We start from the raw sequence: 14,630 nt of genomic DNA, 5'->3' as shown, positions 1-14,630 counted from the left end.
AACACATGAACTTACATGAATATCAGGCAAAACAACTTTTTGCCCGCTATGGCTTACCGGCACCGGTGGGTTATGCCTGTACTACTCCGCGTGAAGCAGAAGAAGCCGCTTCAAAAATCGGCGCTGGCCCGTGGGTAGTGAAATGTCAGGTTCACGCTGGTGGCCGCGGTAAAGCGGGCGGTGTGAAGGTTGTGAACAGCAAAGAAGACATTCGCGCTTTTGCTGAACACTGGCTGGGTAAACGTCTGGTTACTTACCAGACAGACGCTCATGGCCAACCGGTAAATCAGATTCTGGTTGAAGCCGCGACCGACATTGGTAAAGAACTTTACCTCGGCGCAGTTGTTGACCGTAGCTCCCGTCGCGTGGTCTTCATGGCCTCTACCGAAGGCGGCGTGGAAATCGAAAAAGTAGCGGAAGAAACCCCGCACCTGATCCACAAAGTGGCGCTCGATCCGCTGGCAGGCCCGATGCCTTACCAGGGTCGCGAGCTGGCGTTCAAACTGGGTCTGGAAGGTAAACAGGTTCAGCAGTTCACCAAGATCTTCATGGGTCTGGCGACTATCTTCCTGGAGCGCGACCTGGCGCTGATCGAAATCAACCCGCTGGTTGTCACCAAGCAGGGTGACCTGATCTGCCTCGACGGCAAACTGGGCGCTGACGGCAACGCGCTGTTCCGCCAGGCTGACCTGCGCGAAATGCGCGACCAGTCTCAGGAAGATCCGCGTGAAGCGCAGGCTGCGCAGTGGGAACTGAACTACGTTGCGCTCGACGGCAACATCGGTTGCATGGTTAACGGTGCGGGCCTGGCAATGGGCACCATGGACATCGTTAAGCTGCACGGCGGCGAACCAGCTAACTTCCTCGACGTTGGTGGCGGTGCGACCAAAGAGCGTGTAACCGAAGCGTTCAAAATTATCCTCTCAGATGACAATGTTAAAGCCGTACTGGTTAACATCTTCGGAGGTATCGTACGTTGCGACCTGATCGCTGACGGTATCATCGGCGCGGTAGCAGAAGTAGGTGTAAACGTTCCGGTCGTGGTACGTCTGGAAGGTAACAACGCTGAACTCGGCGCGAAAAAACTGGCTGATAGCGGCCTGAATATTATTGCAGCGAAAAGTCTGACGGATGCAGCTCAGCAGGTTGTTGCCGCAGTGGAGGGGAAATAATGTCAGTTTTAATTAATAAAGATACCAAGGTTATCTGCCAGGGCTTCACCGGTAGCCAGGGGACATTCCACTCCGAACAAGCGATTGCTTACGGTACGCAGATGGTTGGCGGCGTAACGCCAGGTAAAGGCGGCACCACGCACCTGGGCCTGCCGGTGTTCAACACCGTACGTGAAGCCGTAGAAGCGACGGGCGCGACCGCCACCGTTATCTACGTTCCGGCACCGTTCTGCAAAGACTCCATACTGGAAGCGATTGATGCTGGTATCAAACTGATTATCACCATCACCGAAGGCATCCCGACGCTGGATATGCTGACCGTGAAAGTGAAGCTGGATGAAGCTGGCGTGCGCATGATCGGCCCGAACTGCCCAGGTGTTATCACCCCGGGCGAGTGCAAAATCGGCATCATGCCGGGCCACATTCACAAGCCGGGTAAAGTGGGTATCGTTTCCCGTTCAGGTACCCTGACCTATGAAGCGGTTAAGCAGACTACCGACTACGGTTTCGGCCAGTCCACCTGTGTGGGCATTGGTGGCGACCCGATCCCAGGTTCTAACTTCATCGACATCCTGAAGCTGTTCCAGGAAGATCCGCAGACTGAAGCGATCGTCATGATCGGTGAGATCGGCGGTAGCGCTGAAGAAGAAGCGGCGGCATACATTAAAGATCATGTAACCAAGCCGGTTGTGGGTTACATCGCGGGTGTGACTGCGCCGAAAGGTAAGCGTATGGGTCACGCGGGTGCGATCATCGCAGGTGGGAAAGGTACGGCGGATGAGAAATTCGCTGCGCTGGAAGCTGCAGGCGTGAAAACTGTTCGTAGCCTGGCCGATATCGGCGAAGCGCTGAAAACCGTTATTAAGTAATAAATAAAAAACAGCCCTGACTCTCTGCGTAGTCAAGGGCTGGTCCCGTTTCGACATGGTTGGCCATCTGATGATGGCCTTTTTTTATTTTTAGTTATCTGAATCTTGCAAATTACTCATAATCATCTGCATAAATAAGATTATTTTTTGCGGTGAACATCATTCTTTCTCTTGATTAAATTCTGCATATTACCGGCTTTAATTTGATTAATGCCGGAGGATACCGTGTCGTTGAAAATTCAGGATGATTACCTACAATGTTTTTTCTCAATAGCAAAGGTATTTTCCAGTGCGACTGGATTAGCCACCGTCGTGGTTGATGTTACCGGAAAAATTCTCTCGGATTGTCATAATTTTAATTCGTTCTGCACATTAATGCGGGCGGATGAACGCTATTGTGTGAGTTGTCAAAAGTGTGACAAGTATTGTGCTTTTGAAGGATTAAAACACCTTAAACCCAGAATACTCAGCTGTCATGCGGGGCTAAGTCTGTTTTCTATGCCATTAATTCGCGAGGGGAATCTGTACGGTTTTATGCTCTGTGGGCAGGTGCGGGCAAAATATCAGGAATATAAAACTATCATTATTGATAATGAATACTCATGGATGGATGAACCAAAAATAAAAACTGAATGGAGTAAGGTGGCGGTAGTCGATAATAATACGCTGGTGGCATCAGCAAATTTATTGAATTTTATTATTGATAATTTTGAGACAGAACAACAATCTGATGAGATTGTTATCCCAGCGACCAGTTACATGCGTCATTATTTTACAGAACCTTCCCGACACGAGAAAAAGCTACTGGCAGCGTTGCGTTATATCGATGAGAATTTGTATGGTGAATTATCCCTTGAATCCGTAGCAGCTCACGTCTGCTTAAGCGCAAACTATTTCAGCCGTTTTTTTAAGAAACGGCAGGGCGTTAACTTTAAAACCTGGGTGAATCAGAAAAAAATGCAAAAAGCGGGGGAGTTATTGCACGATCCCGTTCATTCCATAGATAGCATTGCCCGGAAACTCCAATACGCACAAACCAGCTACTTTTGCCGCGTTTTCCGGGCGGCGCATCAAACGTCGCCCCAGTCTTTTCGTCATGCCAGACTGTCACAGTAAAGGTTTTCTGGCAGCTTGAAGGCTTCAGGGATAAAAGAGAGCCGATCGCTCAGGGTTACCACATCACCAATCACTATCAGTGCAGGGGGAAGGATGTTAGCTTCCTGCGCCTTGCTCAGTAGTGAACCGAGCGTACAGGTCAGTCGGCGTTGATTATCGCGGGTGGCAGACATAATAAGCGCTGCAGGCGTATCTGCTGATTTTCCACCCATCAATAATTCCTCACAGATAAACGCCAGATTGGCGATACCCATGACGATAACCAGCGTACCATTCAGTTTTGCCAGTTGACGCCAGTCCTGCTGTTGGTTGCCCTCCCGCGTATGGCCGGTCACGACGTGAAATCCCGAGGCGAAATCGCGGTGTGTTACCGGAATCCCGGCATAGGTCAGGCCACCAATGGTTGAGCTGATACCCGGCACCACTTCAAACGGGATGCCCGTCTCGACGAGATCCTCAACTTCTTCAGCCCCGCGTCCAAAAACATACGGATCGCCACCTTTCAGGCGTACAATATTATTGTGAGTTTGGGCATACTGGACAAGCAGCGCATTGATTTCATCCTGGGGTACACAATGGAAGCCTGGGTTTTTGCCGACATTGATAAGCAGGCAATCTGGTAATGCCCATTCCAAAATTTTAGGATTGACCAGCCGATCGTAAATAATGACGTCAGCCTGTTTAATGCACATCATTGCTTTGAGGGTGAGCAATGAAATATCACCGGGACCTGCCCCAACGAGCCAGACCTTTCCGAAAGTTTTCACATTGTGTCCTTTATCACGTCTAACAAAAAAAGGCAGAAACTACATCAAGGAATGATAAAAAGCAGTCGTTTGCCCGTAAGTTATAACGTGAAATTATCAAAAATTATCGCATTGATAATATTGATTAATCTCGCAAAGTTTTTTCTGCAATAAACAAGATGACTTGAAAAATTATTAAGAACTTATTGGCACTATTTGCTTAAGTTTAACCTTATTTAAATTGTGTTTATTGTTTCCCTTAAGTATTATTGGTTAATATTTACCCGTCATCAGTGTGAGTAAATCATGGATTGGATCAATGACATCAATGGATAAAATAAAATATAACTCTCGATGCTTATCTGGGTGTCTTGAATTATTTTTTATAAATTAAACTATTTTTGTACGCTGCAAATGGAAGAGGTTATGAGAGGAAAAATACCCAAGACGGAGTTGCTGGTAACTTTTGAAGTGGTTGCGCGTCACGAAAGTTATACCCGGGCAGCTGAAGAGCTGGCTTTAACACAAAGTGCTGTTTTCCGCCAGGTAAATGCACTGGAGGATTTTCTCAATACCGCGCTATTTAATCACGCCAAAAAACGCATTTTTTTAAATGCGGCGGGCAAACACTATTTAAGCATCGTTAAAGAAACGTTAAATAAGCTTGAACGAGATACGACGACGATAATGACCTGGCAGCCGACGGTACAGGTTATTGAGCTGGCGGTGAATCCGACGTTCAGCACGCACTGGCTGATCCCAAACCTGCGTGAATTTAACAAACTTAATCCTGATATTATCGTGAACATTCATTCCCTGGCGAATATTGGTGATTTTCTCAATCGAGAGTATGACGCGGCAATCATGCGCGAAGACTTTTATTCGCCATGGTCAGGGGTTGAGTACCTGTTTGAAGAGGAGATTCTGCCGGTATGCAGTCGCTGTTTGCTGGCCGAACCGGAACGAAAACTGGCGGTAAACGAATTACTAAACGAATTCCCGCTATTGCACCAAAGCACGCGCATCAAAGGGTGGCAGGAATGGTTTGCGCTGTCAGATGTCAGCAGTCCGTTGGTGAATAAAGGTCCGAGATTTGATTTGTTATCGATGCTGATCGCGGCGGTCCGCTCTAATCTGGGCGTTGCGCTGCTCCCGCGTTTTGCCATTCAGCACGATCTGGACAGTGGCGATATGGTCATTCCTTGCGATGTTCCGATGCGTACCGGGAATCGATTTATTATGACGTGGCGTGAAGAAAAATCGGAATCCGAGCATTTACAGATTTTCCGCAACTGGTTGCTCAGTAAGTCCGTAGTATCGGCTGCCTGAGGGTGGCTTATGCCTTATCAGGCCTACAACGATGGGTAGGCCGGATAAGACGCGTTAGCATCGTTATCCGGCAAAAGAACGGCTACCAGTCGATCCCAATCTGTGCCTGAATACCGCGGTCAAACGCGTGTTTGACCGGGCGTATTTCACTGACCGTATCGGCCAGTTCCAGTAACAGCGTATGGCATCCGCGTCCTGTGACGATAACGCTCTGACCGGCAGGACGATTTTCGATGGCGCTGATAACCTCTTGCGTATCCAGATAGTGGTAAGCCAGCATGTAGGTGAGTTCATCCAGCACCACTAGATCGTAATGCGCATCAGCCAGCATGCGCTTACTTTCCTGCCAGACAACCGTTGCCGCCTCGATATCTGCTTGCCGATTTTGGGTTTCCCAGGTAAATCCGGTACCCATAATATGGAATTCGACGCCGAGCGGTTGCAGTGTGTTGTACTCACCATTATCCCACTGACCTTTAATAAACTGCGCGATGCCAACGGTTTTTCCGTGACCCACTGCGCGCGTTGCCGTGCCAAAGGCTGCGGTGGATTTTCCTTTTCCGTTGCCGGTGAAGACAATCAGGATCCCTTTCTTCTCCGTTGCCGCCGCTACGCGGGTATCAACCTGCTCTTTCAGCTTCTGCTGACGCTGACGGTGTCTGTCGTTATTGGCGCGCGCTTCCATGGAAACTCCTTAATGCCCTGCCGGACAGGTTGCGCAGCGATGCTGCTGCTCGAACTGACTGAAGAAGTTATTACCTTTGTCATCCACTAATACGAAGGCGGGCATATTTTTAACTTCCATCATCCACACCGCTTCCATTCCCAGTTCTGGATATTCAAGACACTGCAGACTCTTCACGTACTGTTGCGCCAGTAGGGCTGCGGCACCGCCAATGCTGCCGAGGCTAAATCCACCGTGTTTGTGACAGGCATCAGTGACCTGCTGGCTGCGGTTACCCTTGGTGAGCATAATGAGGCTGCCGCCTTGTGCCTGGAAAGCATCGACATACCCATCCATGCGCCCGCCGGTGGTGGGTCCCATTGAGCCACAGGCCTGATTTTCCGGGGTTTTGGCTGGACCAGCATAGTAAACGATATGCTTTTTCATGTATTCCGGCATCGGTTCACCGTTATCCAGTCGCGCTTTGATGTTCGCGTGAGCGATATCGCGAGCCACAACAATCGGGCCGCTTAACGACAGACGTGTACCAATGGGCAAGGCGGAGAGATCATGTAGGATCTCACGCAGCGGACGGTTCAGATCCAGTTGTACGGTCTGGGCGCCGTTTTCTACCCGGTGAGAATCGGGGATAAATTTGCCCGGATTATGCTCGAGTTTTTCCAGCCAGATACCGTGTTTATTAATTTTGGCTTTAATATTGCGGTCGGCAGAGCAGGAGAGGGCCATCGCGATTGGGCAGGAGCCGCCGTGGCGCGGTAAGCGAATTACGCGAATATCGTGGGCAAAGTATTTGCCGCCAAACTGCGCCCCGATGCCAAACTCACGGCTGGCATTGAGCAACTCGGCTTCCAGCGCCGTATCACGGAACGCCTGGCCCAGCTCGTTCCCGCTGGTGGGCAGATTATCGTAATATTTGGTTGAAGCCAGTTTGGCGACTTTCAGCGTCTGGTCGGCGGATAAGCCCCCAACCACAAAAGCGATGTGATACGGCGGACAAGCGGCTGTACCCAGTGATTTCATTTTTTCGATCAGGAACGCGGTGAGCTTTTCCGGCTGCAGAATGGATTTGGTTTCCTGGAATAACGCCGCCTTATTGGCAGAACCGCCGCCTTTGTTAACGAACAGGAATTTATATTCATTACCCGGCGTGGCGCTGATGTCAATTTGCGCCGGCAGGTTTGTCTGAGTATTGACCTCGGTATACATGTCCAGCGGGGCATTTTGCGAGTAGCGCAGATTGTTTTCGGTGAAGGTGGTATACACGCCTTTGCTTAAGGCTTCGGCGTCATCGCCGCCTGTCCAGACATGTTGTCCTTTGCAGGCCACAATGGTTGCCGTCCCGGTGTCCTGGCAGTTAGGCAGTACACCTTTAGCTGAAACCTCTGCATTGCGCAGCAGCTGCAATGCGACGTACTTATCGTTACCGCTGGCCTGTGGGTCGTGCAAAATGCTGGCAATCTGTTTTAAATGTCCGGCGCGCAGGAAAAATGAAGCCTCATAAAACGCCTGCTGTGCTAACAAGGTTAACGCTTCCGGTGCAACCTTGATAACTTCCTCTCCGTCTAACTCCGTTACCGTAACGTGCTGGTTACTCAGTAATTCATATTCGGTACTATCTTTACTCTGAACAAAGAGTTCCTGCCAGACAAATGGTTTAGACATGTTTACTTCTCACCTCTTCGTATTGTTTGCCGGATAAGCAATGTGCCATCCGGCGTAAAGTTATTTGGCTAAAAAGACGTTGGCTTTTGTCGCTTCGGCGACATATTCGATAGTTTTCTGGGCACGAACGCTGTTTCCGGCTTCATCAAGCGGCGGAGAATAGACCGCAATCGCATATTCGCCTGGGACAACGGCAACCATGCCGCCGCCGACGCCGCTTTTCGCCGGAATGCCAACGGTGTACAGCCATTTACCGCTGCCGTCGTACAGTCCGGCAATTGCCATTTCTGCCAGTACCTGTGGAACATATTTCTCATTCAGCAACTGTTTGCCGTTGAACGGAGATTTGCCTTTGTTCGCCAGTACGGCACCCATTTTGGCCAGTTGCTCAACGGTGATATCCACCGAGCACTGGCGGGTATAAATTTCAACGGCTTCGTCAGTGTTGCCATAGAAGCTGTTATAGGATTCCATCAGTTTGGCCAGCGCCTGATTGTGCTGGTTGGTTTCCATTTCAGATTTGAAAACCGGTTCGTTCACGGTGAGAGTGGCATCGGCCCAGACGTTCAGGTTGTCGAGGATTTTGTTCCAACGATCGGTTTTGTCTTTGGCTTCAATCAGGCTAACGGTGCTCATGGCCCCGGCGTTTACCAGTGGGTTTTCAGGCGCGCCTTTGGTCAGTTCAACGGCCAAACCTGAGTTGAACGGCATGCCGGTGGCATTGGCGCCAAGTTTATCCAGCACTACCTGAGGACCGTGCTGCTCCATGGCGAGCGCCATGGTGAACACTTTACTCAGGGATTCCATTGGGAAAGGTTTGTTAACATCGCCAACCTGGTAGATCTTGCCGTCCACCGTCGCAATGGTGATGGCAAAATTTTTCGGGCTATAGGTCGCCAGAGCAGGGATGTAGTCGGCGACTTTTCCATCGTTATTACTTTTGTACTTCTGATGAGCCTGTTCTATCAGCTTGGCGTAGTCGGGCGTGGTTTGCGCGAATGTGGTTGCGCTAAACAAGACACTGAAAGAAAAGAGACTCACGCCGAGAATTGTTTTATTCATTATGCATTCCTGTTGGTGTGCTCATCTTGATGCCGGATGGCGGCGTACCGCCTAATCCGGCCTACGGATAGTTAAACGTTATGTAGGCCGGATAAGCGCAAGCGCCATCCGGCAATAACGTAGTATCAGGACAAAGCGACTTCCGTTTCGGTAACCGGGCGTTCCTGTTCCGGTGACTTCACTGGCGCAGTTCCACGGCAACCCTGGCCGAAGTGTTCGCCTTCCCAACGGCCCACAATGGCAGCGCCCATGGCGTTACTCATGACGTTGGTAGCGGAACGACCCATATCGAGGAACGGATCGACGCCCATCAGCAGGATCAAACCCGCTTCCGGAATGTTGAATTGGTTCAGTGTGGCGGCGATAACGACCATCGAGGCACGCGGTACACCCGCCATCCCTTTAGAGGTCAGCATCAGAATTAACAACATGGTAATTTGCTCGCCCATGCTCAGTTCGATGTTGCACGCCTGAGCAATAAAGACAGTGGCAAAGGAGCAATAAGCCATGGAGCCGACCAGGTTAAAGGAGTAACCGATAGGCAGAACGAAGCTGGCAATTTTTGAGGAAACGCCGAATTTTTCCAGCTTGTCCAGCGTACCCGGGAAGGCGGCTTCAGAGCTTGAAGTGGTAAAGGCCAGCAAAGCGGGTTCGAGGATTGATTTAGTTAACCGTGCGATGCAAGGCCCGACGATCATAGTAGACAGGCCAATCAGGATCGCCCACAGCATACCCAGCGTCAGGTAGAACTCACCCATGAAGATCCCGGCGCTAACCATCACACCCAGACCACGTTCGGCAATCAGACCTGAAATAGCGGCAAAAACGGTCAGTGGCGCAAACAGCATGACGTAACCCGTCAACTTCAGCATCACGTGCACCAGTGAATCCAGCACTTTCACAATAGGGTCGGCTTTTTCACCAATCGCAGCGAGGCTGCAACCAAGGAAGATTGAGAACACGACGATCTGCAGAATTTCGTTACGCGCCATCGCATCGACAATACTGGTCGGTACCGCGTGTGAGATGAACACTTTCAGCGTGAATGGCTCTGACTTAACGGCGGCAACCGCGCCGACGTCATGTGGCACAAAGTTGATACCTGCGCCTGGCTGGAAGATATTAACGATAACCAGACCCAGCGCGATTGACAGCAATGACGCGCAAATAAACAGGAAGAAGGTTTTCGAAAATATACGTCCGAGCGTTTTGGCATCACCCATTTTGGCAATACCCACAACCAGAGTTGAAATAACCAATGGTGCGATAATCATTTTCACCATACGTAAGAATATAGTGGTAAAAATGGAAATATCTGCTGCATAAGATTTTGCTGTTTCAGCCGCGGCCATATTATTTATGGCCACCCCGGCAATCATGCCGAGTATCAGGCCTAATATGATCATCTTCGTTAAACTTATTTTCTTCATGTGTACTCCATCGGATAAAGGTTGGTAATTGGAATTGTGTAGGGTGGCGTGCGCCTGAGCCTGGACAGCAGCTCAGACGCACGCCTGTTGTGACCAACCGCATGAATAATTCGAAGCACTGTGATACAGCTGAATTCTGTGCCCCAATGGTTGTTATTGTGTTTTTTGTTACAAGTCGAACTCAATACTTAATAATGGTGCGTGTTGCTGTGCACCATAAACATCATTGTCACCGACGTTGCCGGAAATAATATCGCGCGGCATGACGATTTTTACGGCATTCGCCGGATCGAACCATACAATATTGTGAATAAAGTCAGGTTTAACGTTATATAAACCGGCAATAAGCTGCGGTGTTAATTGCTCTGAGCGTTTTACGCGCTGATAATCTTCCCGGGTTTTAAATAAAATATCTAAAACCAGTTCGTACGGTCCGGCGTTTTTCGAGCGAATAACTTGTGCCAGTGAACAAATTGAGTGTTTCATGCCTGAACTCCTTCTGGCGTCACCTGTTCAATATGGAAATCAAAACGCAGCGCATCGCTCGCTTCAATCAGGTGATAGATCGAGAACTCATACACCGGTCCACTCTGAATATCAGATGGCGAGAACGGGAAGGCGAGGTTGCCCGCAGTCGCAATGCGATTTTCATAGCCGTAGTGCAGCAGGGTAGAGCGCACCAGCGAGCAAACGCTGTTGGCGATGTCCTGCGTCGGCGCAACGACATCCAGTAAAATTCCCAGTTCATGGCCCGCAGTTTTCATCGGTTCATGGTTGCCCATCACACCGTTCTTACCGTACAAGTGGAACGTCATGCGGATACTGTCGTCATTCAGGGAGAGGTTACGTGCAACGCTTGCCTGTACCTCTTCAAGAATCGTGTCAATCCCGGCAATCATAATCGGGTCGCGTGTTCCGGCGATGGTCAGGCAACGGAAGCCAACCTGGCGTGCACCTTCCAGTTTCAACGCATACGGTGTTTCTTCATGGCGTGAACCGCTGACATACACTTCACCCTCGTTAACCTGGGTGAAAGTGCATGCTTTCAGGTTCAGCACACCGCCTGGCCCTGGCAGGAAGTAAGGATCTGACTTCTCGTACAGGGTGTGCGCCGCAGCAGAAGTTTCAGTGAACTTACGCTTGGGATTGAACGCCTTCAGCGTAAAGCCGTTGTCGTCGATAATCCCCATCGCACAATCGGAGCCGGAGCCAGGGGTGGCGGCAATGGCAGCACACTCAAGGATCTTACCGCAATGAAGCGCCAGACCTTCATCAAAGCCCTGCATAATCGGCAGCGCGGCGAAGCAGGCCGGATCGTAGGCACGTCCGCCCAGGACCACCTGTGCACCGGCTTTCAGCGCACGCTGGAAAGGCTCGACGCCCATCTGCGCGACAATGTAGGTGCTCTCTTCAATGGCCTCGTGAGTCAGTTCAGGCACAAAATCGAGCGCGGTGATTTTGCCGTTATCCAGTGCCTGATGAACGATTTCTTTGTCGACATCAGACGGAATTAGCGCCATTGAGAAAGACAGTTTTTCTTCCTGCGCGATCTCATGGATTATTTGGCGACACCACTCCAGATGCGGAGCTGCGCCAGAACCACCGGCTGTGCCGATCACTACCGGGATGTTGTTCTTAACGCCTGCCACAATCATATAGCGCAGATCGCGTTTCACACCGGCCCTGTCAGTAAAGGGTTTACCTGCCCCCAGGTAGTGGGGGCCAGGATCGGAGGAACCTGCGTCAACAGCAATAAGATCCGGTGACTCTTCCATGGCTTTACGAAAACTTTCTTCCGGGAAGCCATAACCCAGGATAGCCGTAGGCGATAAGATCTTAAATGTGCGTGCCATCTCTTAATCCTTAGTTTGCAACAGCGCGATGGTGCGGTTCATTTCGTTAAACACGATGTTGAGACCTTCATCGAAACCCATACCCGGTTTGATCAGCATGCGCATTGGACGCGCGGCCAGCGCGACGTGTACGCAGGTACGAGCACTGATTTCCGTTTCGTTACAGGTACCGCCCTGATAGGCTTCCATTCCGTGTTTGTTGCAATACAGCACTGCATCAACGATGTTGTGAATACCGCCCAGATCCGGGGTTTTAATCTGCACCATGTGGCAGCTGCCCGCGTCGGTGAAGTCCACGATGTCCTGATAGGTGTTACACCATTCATCCGCAACGATTTTCACGCCGGAACCCAGACGAGTCAGCTCCTGAGTGATCTCGGTTAACATGCGGATCTGATCCGGCTTGTTACCGGCATCAACCGGGCCTTCAATGTACAGCGGTAGACCTTGAGCTTCGGCTTCCAGGCTGGCGATGTATTCGGCGCAACGCACTGGATCCATATCGAAGATCAGACCAATGGTGCCGTAGACATCAATATGCAGCGTCGGGTGATAGCTTTCGTTGGTGCGCAGGCTCAGGATGCGGTTAGACAACCAGCGGACGTACTCACGCAGTTTTTCACCTTTAAAGCCCAACTTCTCTTCAACGTTATTGATCAGGGCATGCGGCAGGACATCCACACCTTTGAGGATCATCTTGTCGACGGCGATATAACGGTCGTCGCCGCTCTGACCAAATAACGGAATGGCTTCCGGAACGCATGGCAGTTGCCATTCATCACAAACCACTTCGGCTTTCAGACGACCGGTAGCCAGTGCCGCCGCGTCGAGCAGTGCCTGAGACAGACCATAACGTACGGCGGTATGCAGCAGATGGCCGTCAATACGCAATTCATCAAAGAAACGGGCGTTGGTCAGGAACGAATCAACGTCACGACCTTCCAGCAACGGCTTGATGTGGTCGTTGAGGAACGGAATGAAGTTTTCAGCCAGGAACAGCGGGTCACGACCGCCTGCACCTGAATATTGCACCGCTGCGCAATCGCCCACAGCTACCGCACCGTTTTCCAGAATCAGTTGTACGGAAACACATTCACCCGCCTGACGAACAGAGGTAAATCCAGGCGTGACCGGATCGCCGGTGTAGATAAACCCGTCATGACCGGCGCCATTTTTGATGGCCTGCTGATCGTCAAAATAAAATGAGGAGTAGCCAGCGGTGAAAAGGGCCTTTTTGATTTTCATTATGGTCTTCCTATTAATTTACTGTGGGATACGGCGTTGATGTCATCAATGACCATCTGGAAAGAAGGCTTGCGGCCTTCAAAATGTGCGCGCTCTGCGACATAGTCGTGGTGCAGGGCGAGAATATCTTTCGGCAGCGGCACGGCACCGGCTTCAAGAATACGGATTGCGCCTGTGTTATCGCGAACAGGCAGGATCTTACCGGCGTTACAGGCGGCAGGAGCGAAAGGTACATCCAGCACGCCAGCTTCAAAGGCCAGCACCGTACCGCGCGCAATGTCGCCATTGCCCAGTTCGAAGACTTTCTTCAACACCGCGCGGACTTCGCTCTTAATCAGGTCAACTTCCTGCTCCACGGCAGCGCACTGCGGGAATTTCTGGTCGCTGACCATGTTGAGCATCTGGCGTGACGCTTTCAGACCCTGGGCGTTAGCTGCCGCGGTTGGGATACCGAACGCTTCGTGCGGGCTTTTGGTGATCACTTTTGTGGCACCCGACATACCAGCAACCGCTGCACCCCAGGCGATAACGGAGAAGGCTTTCGCTTCATCTTCCGGGAATCCGCCCATCCACTGGTGGAAAACGGTGCTCAGTTCGTAATCGTCGAAGCCATGGTTATGGAAGTATTCGTGGGACAGTTCACGCAGCGCCTGAATAGCGGCGATATCCTGCGTCAGGCTACCGACCTGGCCGTAGCCGACGGTAATGGATTTCACGCCTTGTTCCAGCGCCAGCAGACCTTCAATAATCGCCACCGAGTGGGACATAAACGGCGGGATCAGGGTACCGGTCAGCGGGCCAAACGGCTCACGGTTGATGCGAATGCCGTTCTCTTCGTACAGACCCATCAGACGGTCGCAGTACTGCCAGTCGCGAATGGATTTTTCCAGGGTGACGCGTTTGGCGTAAGGGATGTTGTAGGAGATACCGCCGCCTTCGTAGCTGGTGAAGCCACTGGCCATGGCGATTTCTGCCAGCAGGCGCGCATCCGGCGTACCGTGGCGAACCTGGATCGGTTTTTCCAGCGATTCAGTCATCCGGCGGCAGGCAGCAACCCCGTGATTGACGACTGGTAAACCATTCAGCTTGGAAGTACCTGCTTCGATGGATTTCTGGATCCCGACAGCGGCTTCTTCATAGCGGTTCAGACGGGTATAGGCATCGATAGTACTCGGCAGGAGGTCGCACTCTTCCTGCAATGTTTTGAGCAGCGCAATATGCTCATCCATTAATGCTACGCCTGCACGTGGCTGGCTCAGGGTTTTACCTTCCTGATCGGCTTTCAGCAGGGCAAGGGAGAAGCGTTTTTTATCTGGAATTGATTGCTGGTACTTCACGCCATCTTCGAAGTTCTCAACGTCTTTGCCGGTTTCCCAGGTTTGTAATACCTGATGCCTTTCGGTCATGAATTCGTCATGGGTCAATTTTTTATTTCGAAGTTCCATTCGTAGCTGCCTTAAG

At 51.0% G+C, this 14,630-nt stretch carries 13 protein-coding genes; 4 read left to right on the top strand and 9 right to left on the bottom strand.

What is annotated here, in order from left to right; all coding sequences use genetic code 11:
* Positions 1 to 5: 5 nt before the first annotated feature.
* The 3 genes from sucC (at position 6) to SK33_RS16210 (ending at position 3,157) form a co-directional block, all read left to right on the top strand.
* Positions 6 to 1,172 carry an ADP-forming succinate--CoA ligase subunit beta gene (gene sucC, locus SK33_RS16220; protein WP_003022927.1) on the top strand — a complete coding sequence of 389 codons (1,167 nt, stop codon included), beginning with the start codon at positions 6 to 8 and terminating at the stop codon, positions 1,170 to 1,172.
* Positions 1,172 to 2,041 carry a succinate--CoA ligase subunit alpha gene (gene sucD / locus SK33_RS16215; RefSeq protein WP_003022929.1) on the top strand — a complete coding sequence of 290 codons (870 nt, stop codon included), beginning with the start codon at positions 1,172 to 1,174 and terminating at the stop codon, positions 2,039 to 2,041. The genes sucC and sucD overlap by 1 nt, the downstream gene beginning before the upstream one ends.
* Before the next feature lie 225 nt (positions 2,042 to 2,266).
* Positions 2,267 to 3,157 (top strand): PocR ligand-binding domain-containing protein, encoded by an 891-nt coding sequence (locus SK33_RS16210; protein WP_008320064.1) that lies wholly within the window; start codon positions 2,267 to 2,269, stop codon positions 3,155 to 3,157.
* On the opposite strand, the gene cobA is transcribed toward SK33_RS16210, so the two are convergent.
* Entirely contained in the window at positions 3,136 to 3,924 is a 789-nt protein-coding gene (gene cobA, locus SK33_RS16205; RefSeq protein WP_003835432.1) for a uroporphyrinogen-III C-methyltransferase, read from the bottom strand. The genes SK33_RS16210 and cobA overlap by 22 nt on opposite strands.
* 405 nt (positions 3,925 to 4,329) lie before the next feature.
* Between cobA and SK33_RS16200 the strand changes: the two genes are divergently transcribed.
* The gene (locus tag SK33_RS16200; protein WP_003022936.1) at positions 4,330 to 5,232 is read left to right on the top strand and encodes a LysR substrate-binding domain-containing protein; all 903 of its coding nucleotides are present in this window, start codon (positions 4,330 to 4,332) and stop codon (positions 5,230 to 5,232) included.
* An 82-nt stretch (positions 5,233 to 5,314) separates the two neighbouring features.
* Here SK33_RS16200 and cobO read toward each other — a convergent pair whose 3' ends face one another.
* The 8 genes from cobO to SK33_RS16160 all read right to left on the bottom strand — a co-directional run bounded on the left by cobO (position 5,315) and on the right by SK33_RS16160 (position 14,614).
* Positions 5,315 to 5,917 carry a cob(I)yrinic acid a,c-diamide adenosyltransferase gene (gene cobO, locus SK33_RS16195; protein ID WP_003022939.1) on the bottom strand — a complete coding sequence of 201 codons (603 nt, stop codon included), beginning with the start codon at positions 5,915 to 5,917 and terminating at the stop codon, positions 5,315 to 5,317.
* Between the two features lie 9 nt (positions 5,918 to 5,926).
* Positions 5,927 to 7,579 (bottom strand): class I fumarate hydratase, encoded by a 1,653-nt coding sequence (locus SK33_RS16190; RefSeq protein WP_003022941.1) that lies wholly within the window; start codon positions 7,577 to 7,579, stop codon positions 5,927 to 5,929.
* 60 nt (positions 7,580 to 7,639) lie between these two features.
* Positions 7,640 to 8,641 carry a glutaminase A gene (gene glsA, locus SK33_RS16185; protein WP_032942734.1) on the bottom strand — a complete coding sequence of 334 codons (1,002 nt, stop codon included), beginning with the start codon at positions 8,639 to 8,641 and terminating at the stop codon, positions 7,640 to 7,642.
* Between the two features lie 125 nt (positions 8,642 to 8,766).
* A complete protein-coding gene (locus SK33_RS16180; protein ID WP_003022946.1) occupies positions 8,767 to 10,071 on the bottom strand; it encodes a dicarboxylate/amino acid:cation symporter in 1,305 nt (434 codons plus the stop codon).
* Between the two features lie 168 nt (positions 10,072 to 10,239).
* Positions 10,240 to 10,557, bottom strand: a complete 318-nt coding sequence (locus SK33_RS16175) for a DUF4387 domain-containing protein (protein WP_008320068.1) — start codon at positions 10,555 to 10,557, stop codon at positions 10,240 to 10,242.
* Positions 10,554 to 11,924, bottom strand: coding sequence for an acyclic terpene utilization AtuA family protein (locus SK33_RS16170; protein ID WP_003022951.1), 1,371 nt, complete (start codon positions 11,922 to 11,924; stop codon positions 10,554 to 10,556). Before SK33_RS16170 ends, SK33_RS16175 begins: the two co-directional genes overlap by 4 nt.
* A gap of 3 nt (positions 11,925 to 11,927) precedes the next feature.
* Positions 11,928 to 13,169 (bottom strand): methylaspartate ammonia-lyase, encoded by a 1,242-nt coding sequence (locus SK33_RS16165; protein WP_003022953.1) that lies wholly within the window; start codon positions 13,167 to 13,169, stop codon positions 11,928 to 11,930.
* Positions 13,169 to 14,614 carry a methylaspartate mutase subunit E gene (locus tag SK33_RS16160; RefSeq protein WP_003022957.1) on the bottom strand — a complete coding sequence of 482 codons (1,446 nt, stop codon included), beginning with the start codon at positions 14,612 to 14,614 and terminating at the stop codon, positions 13,169 to 13,171. The genes SK33_RS16165 and SK33_RS16160 overlap by 1 nt, the downstream gene beginning before the upstream one ends.
* Positions 14,615 to 14,630: the final 16 nt, after the last annotated feature.

Origin of the sequence: Citrobacter sp. MGH103 (assembly GCF_001034475.2) — a bacterium.
GTDB classification, from domain to species: domain Bacteria; phylum Pseudomonadota; class Gammaproteobacteria; order Enterobacterales; family Enterobacteriaceae; genus Citrobacter; species Citrobacter freundii.
The sequence above is the reverse complement of the archived record's forward strand: the minus strand, read 5'-3'. Positions and strand labels throughout refer to the sequence as shown.

Coding starts and splice junctions, on each gene's coding strand:
- SK33_RS16165 (WP_003022953.1), bottom strand. CDS start 13,169: ATGAAAATCAAAAAGGCCCTTTTCACCGCTGGCTACTCCTCATTTTAT.
- SK33_RS16180 (WP_003022946.1), bottom strand. CDS start 10,071: ATGAAGAAAATAAGTTTAACGAAGATGATCATATTAGGCCTGATACTC.
- sucD (WP_003022929.1), top strand. CDS start 1,172: ATGTCAGTTTTAATTAATAAAGATACCAAGGTTATCTGCCAGGGCTTC.
- sucC (WP_003022927.1), top strand. CDS start 6: ATGAACTTACATGAATATCAGGCAAAACAACTTTTTGCCCGCTATGGC.
- SK33_RS16175 (WP_008320068.1), bottom strand. CDS start 10,557: ATGAAACACTCAATTTGTTCACTGGCACAAGTTATTCGCTCGAAAAAC.
- SK33_RS16200 (WP_003022936.1), top strand. CDS start 4,330: ATGAGAGGAAAAATACCCAAGACGGAGTTGCTGGTAACTTTTGAAGTG.
- SK33_RS16160 (WP_003022957.1), bottom strand. CDS start 14,614: ATGGAACTTCGAAATAAAAAATTGACCCATGACGAATTCATGACCGAA.
- SK33_RS16170 (WP_003022951.1), bottom strand. CDS start 11,924: ATGGCACGCACATTTAAGATCTTATCGCCTACGGCTATCCTGGGTTAT.
- glsA (WP_032942734.1), bottom strand. CDS start 8,641: ATGAATAAAACAATTCTCGGCGTGAGTCTCTTTTCTTTCAGTGTCTTG.
- SK33_RS16190 (WP_003022941.1), bottom strand. CDS start 7,579: ATGTCTAAACCATTTGTCTGGCAGGAACTCTTTGTTCAGAGTAAAGAT.
- cobO (WP_003022939.1), bottom strand. CDS start 5,917: ATGGAAGCGCGCGCCAATAACGACAGACACCGTCAGCGTCAGCAGAAG.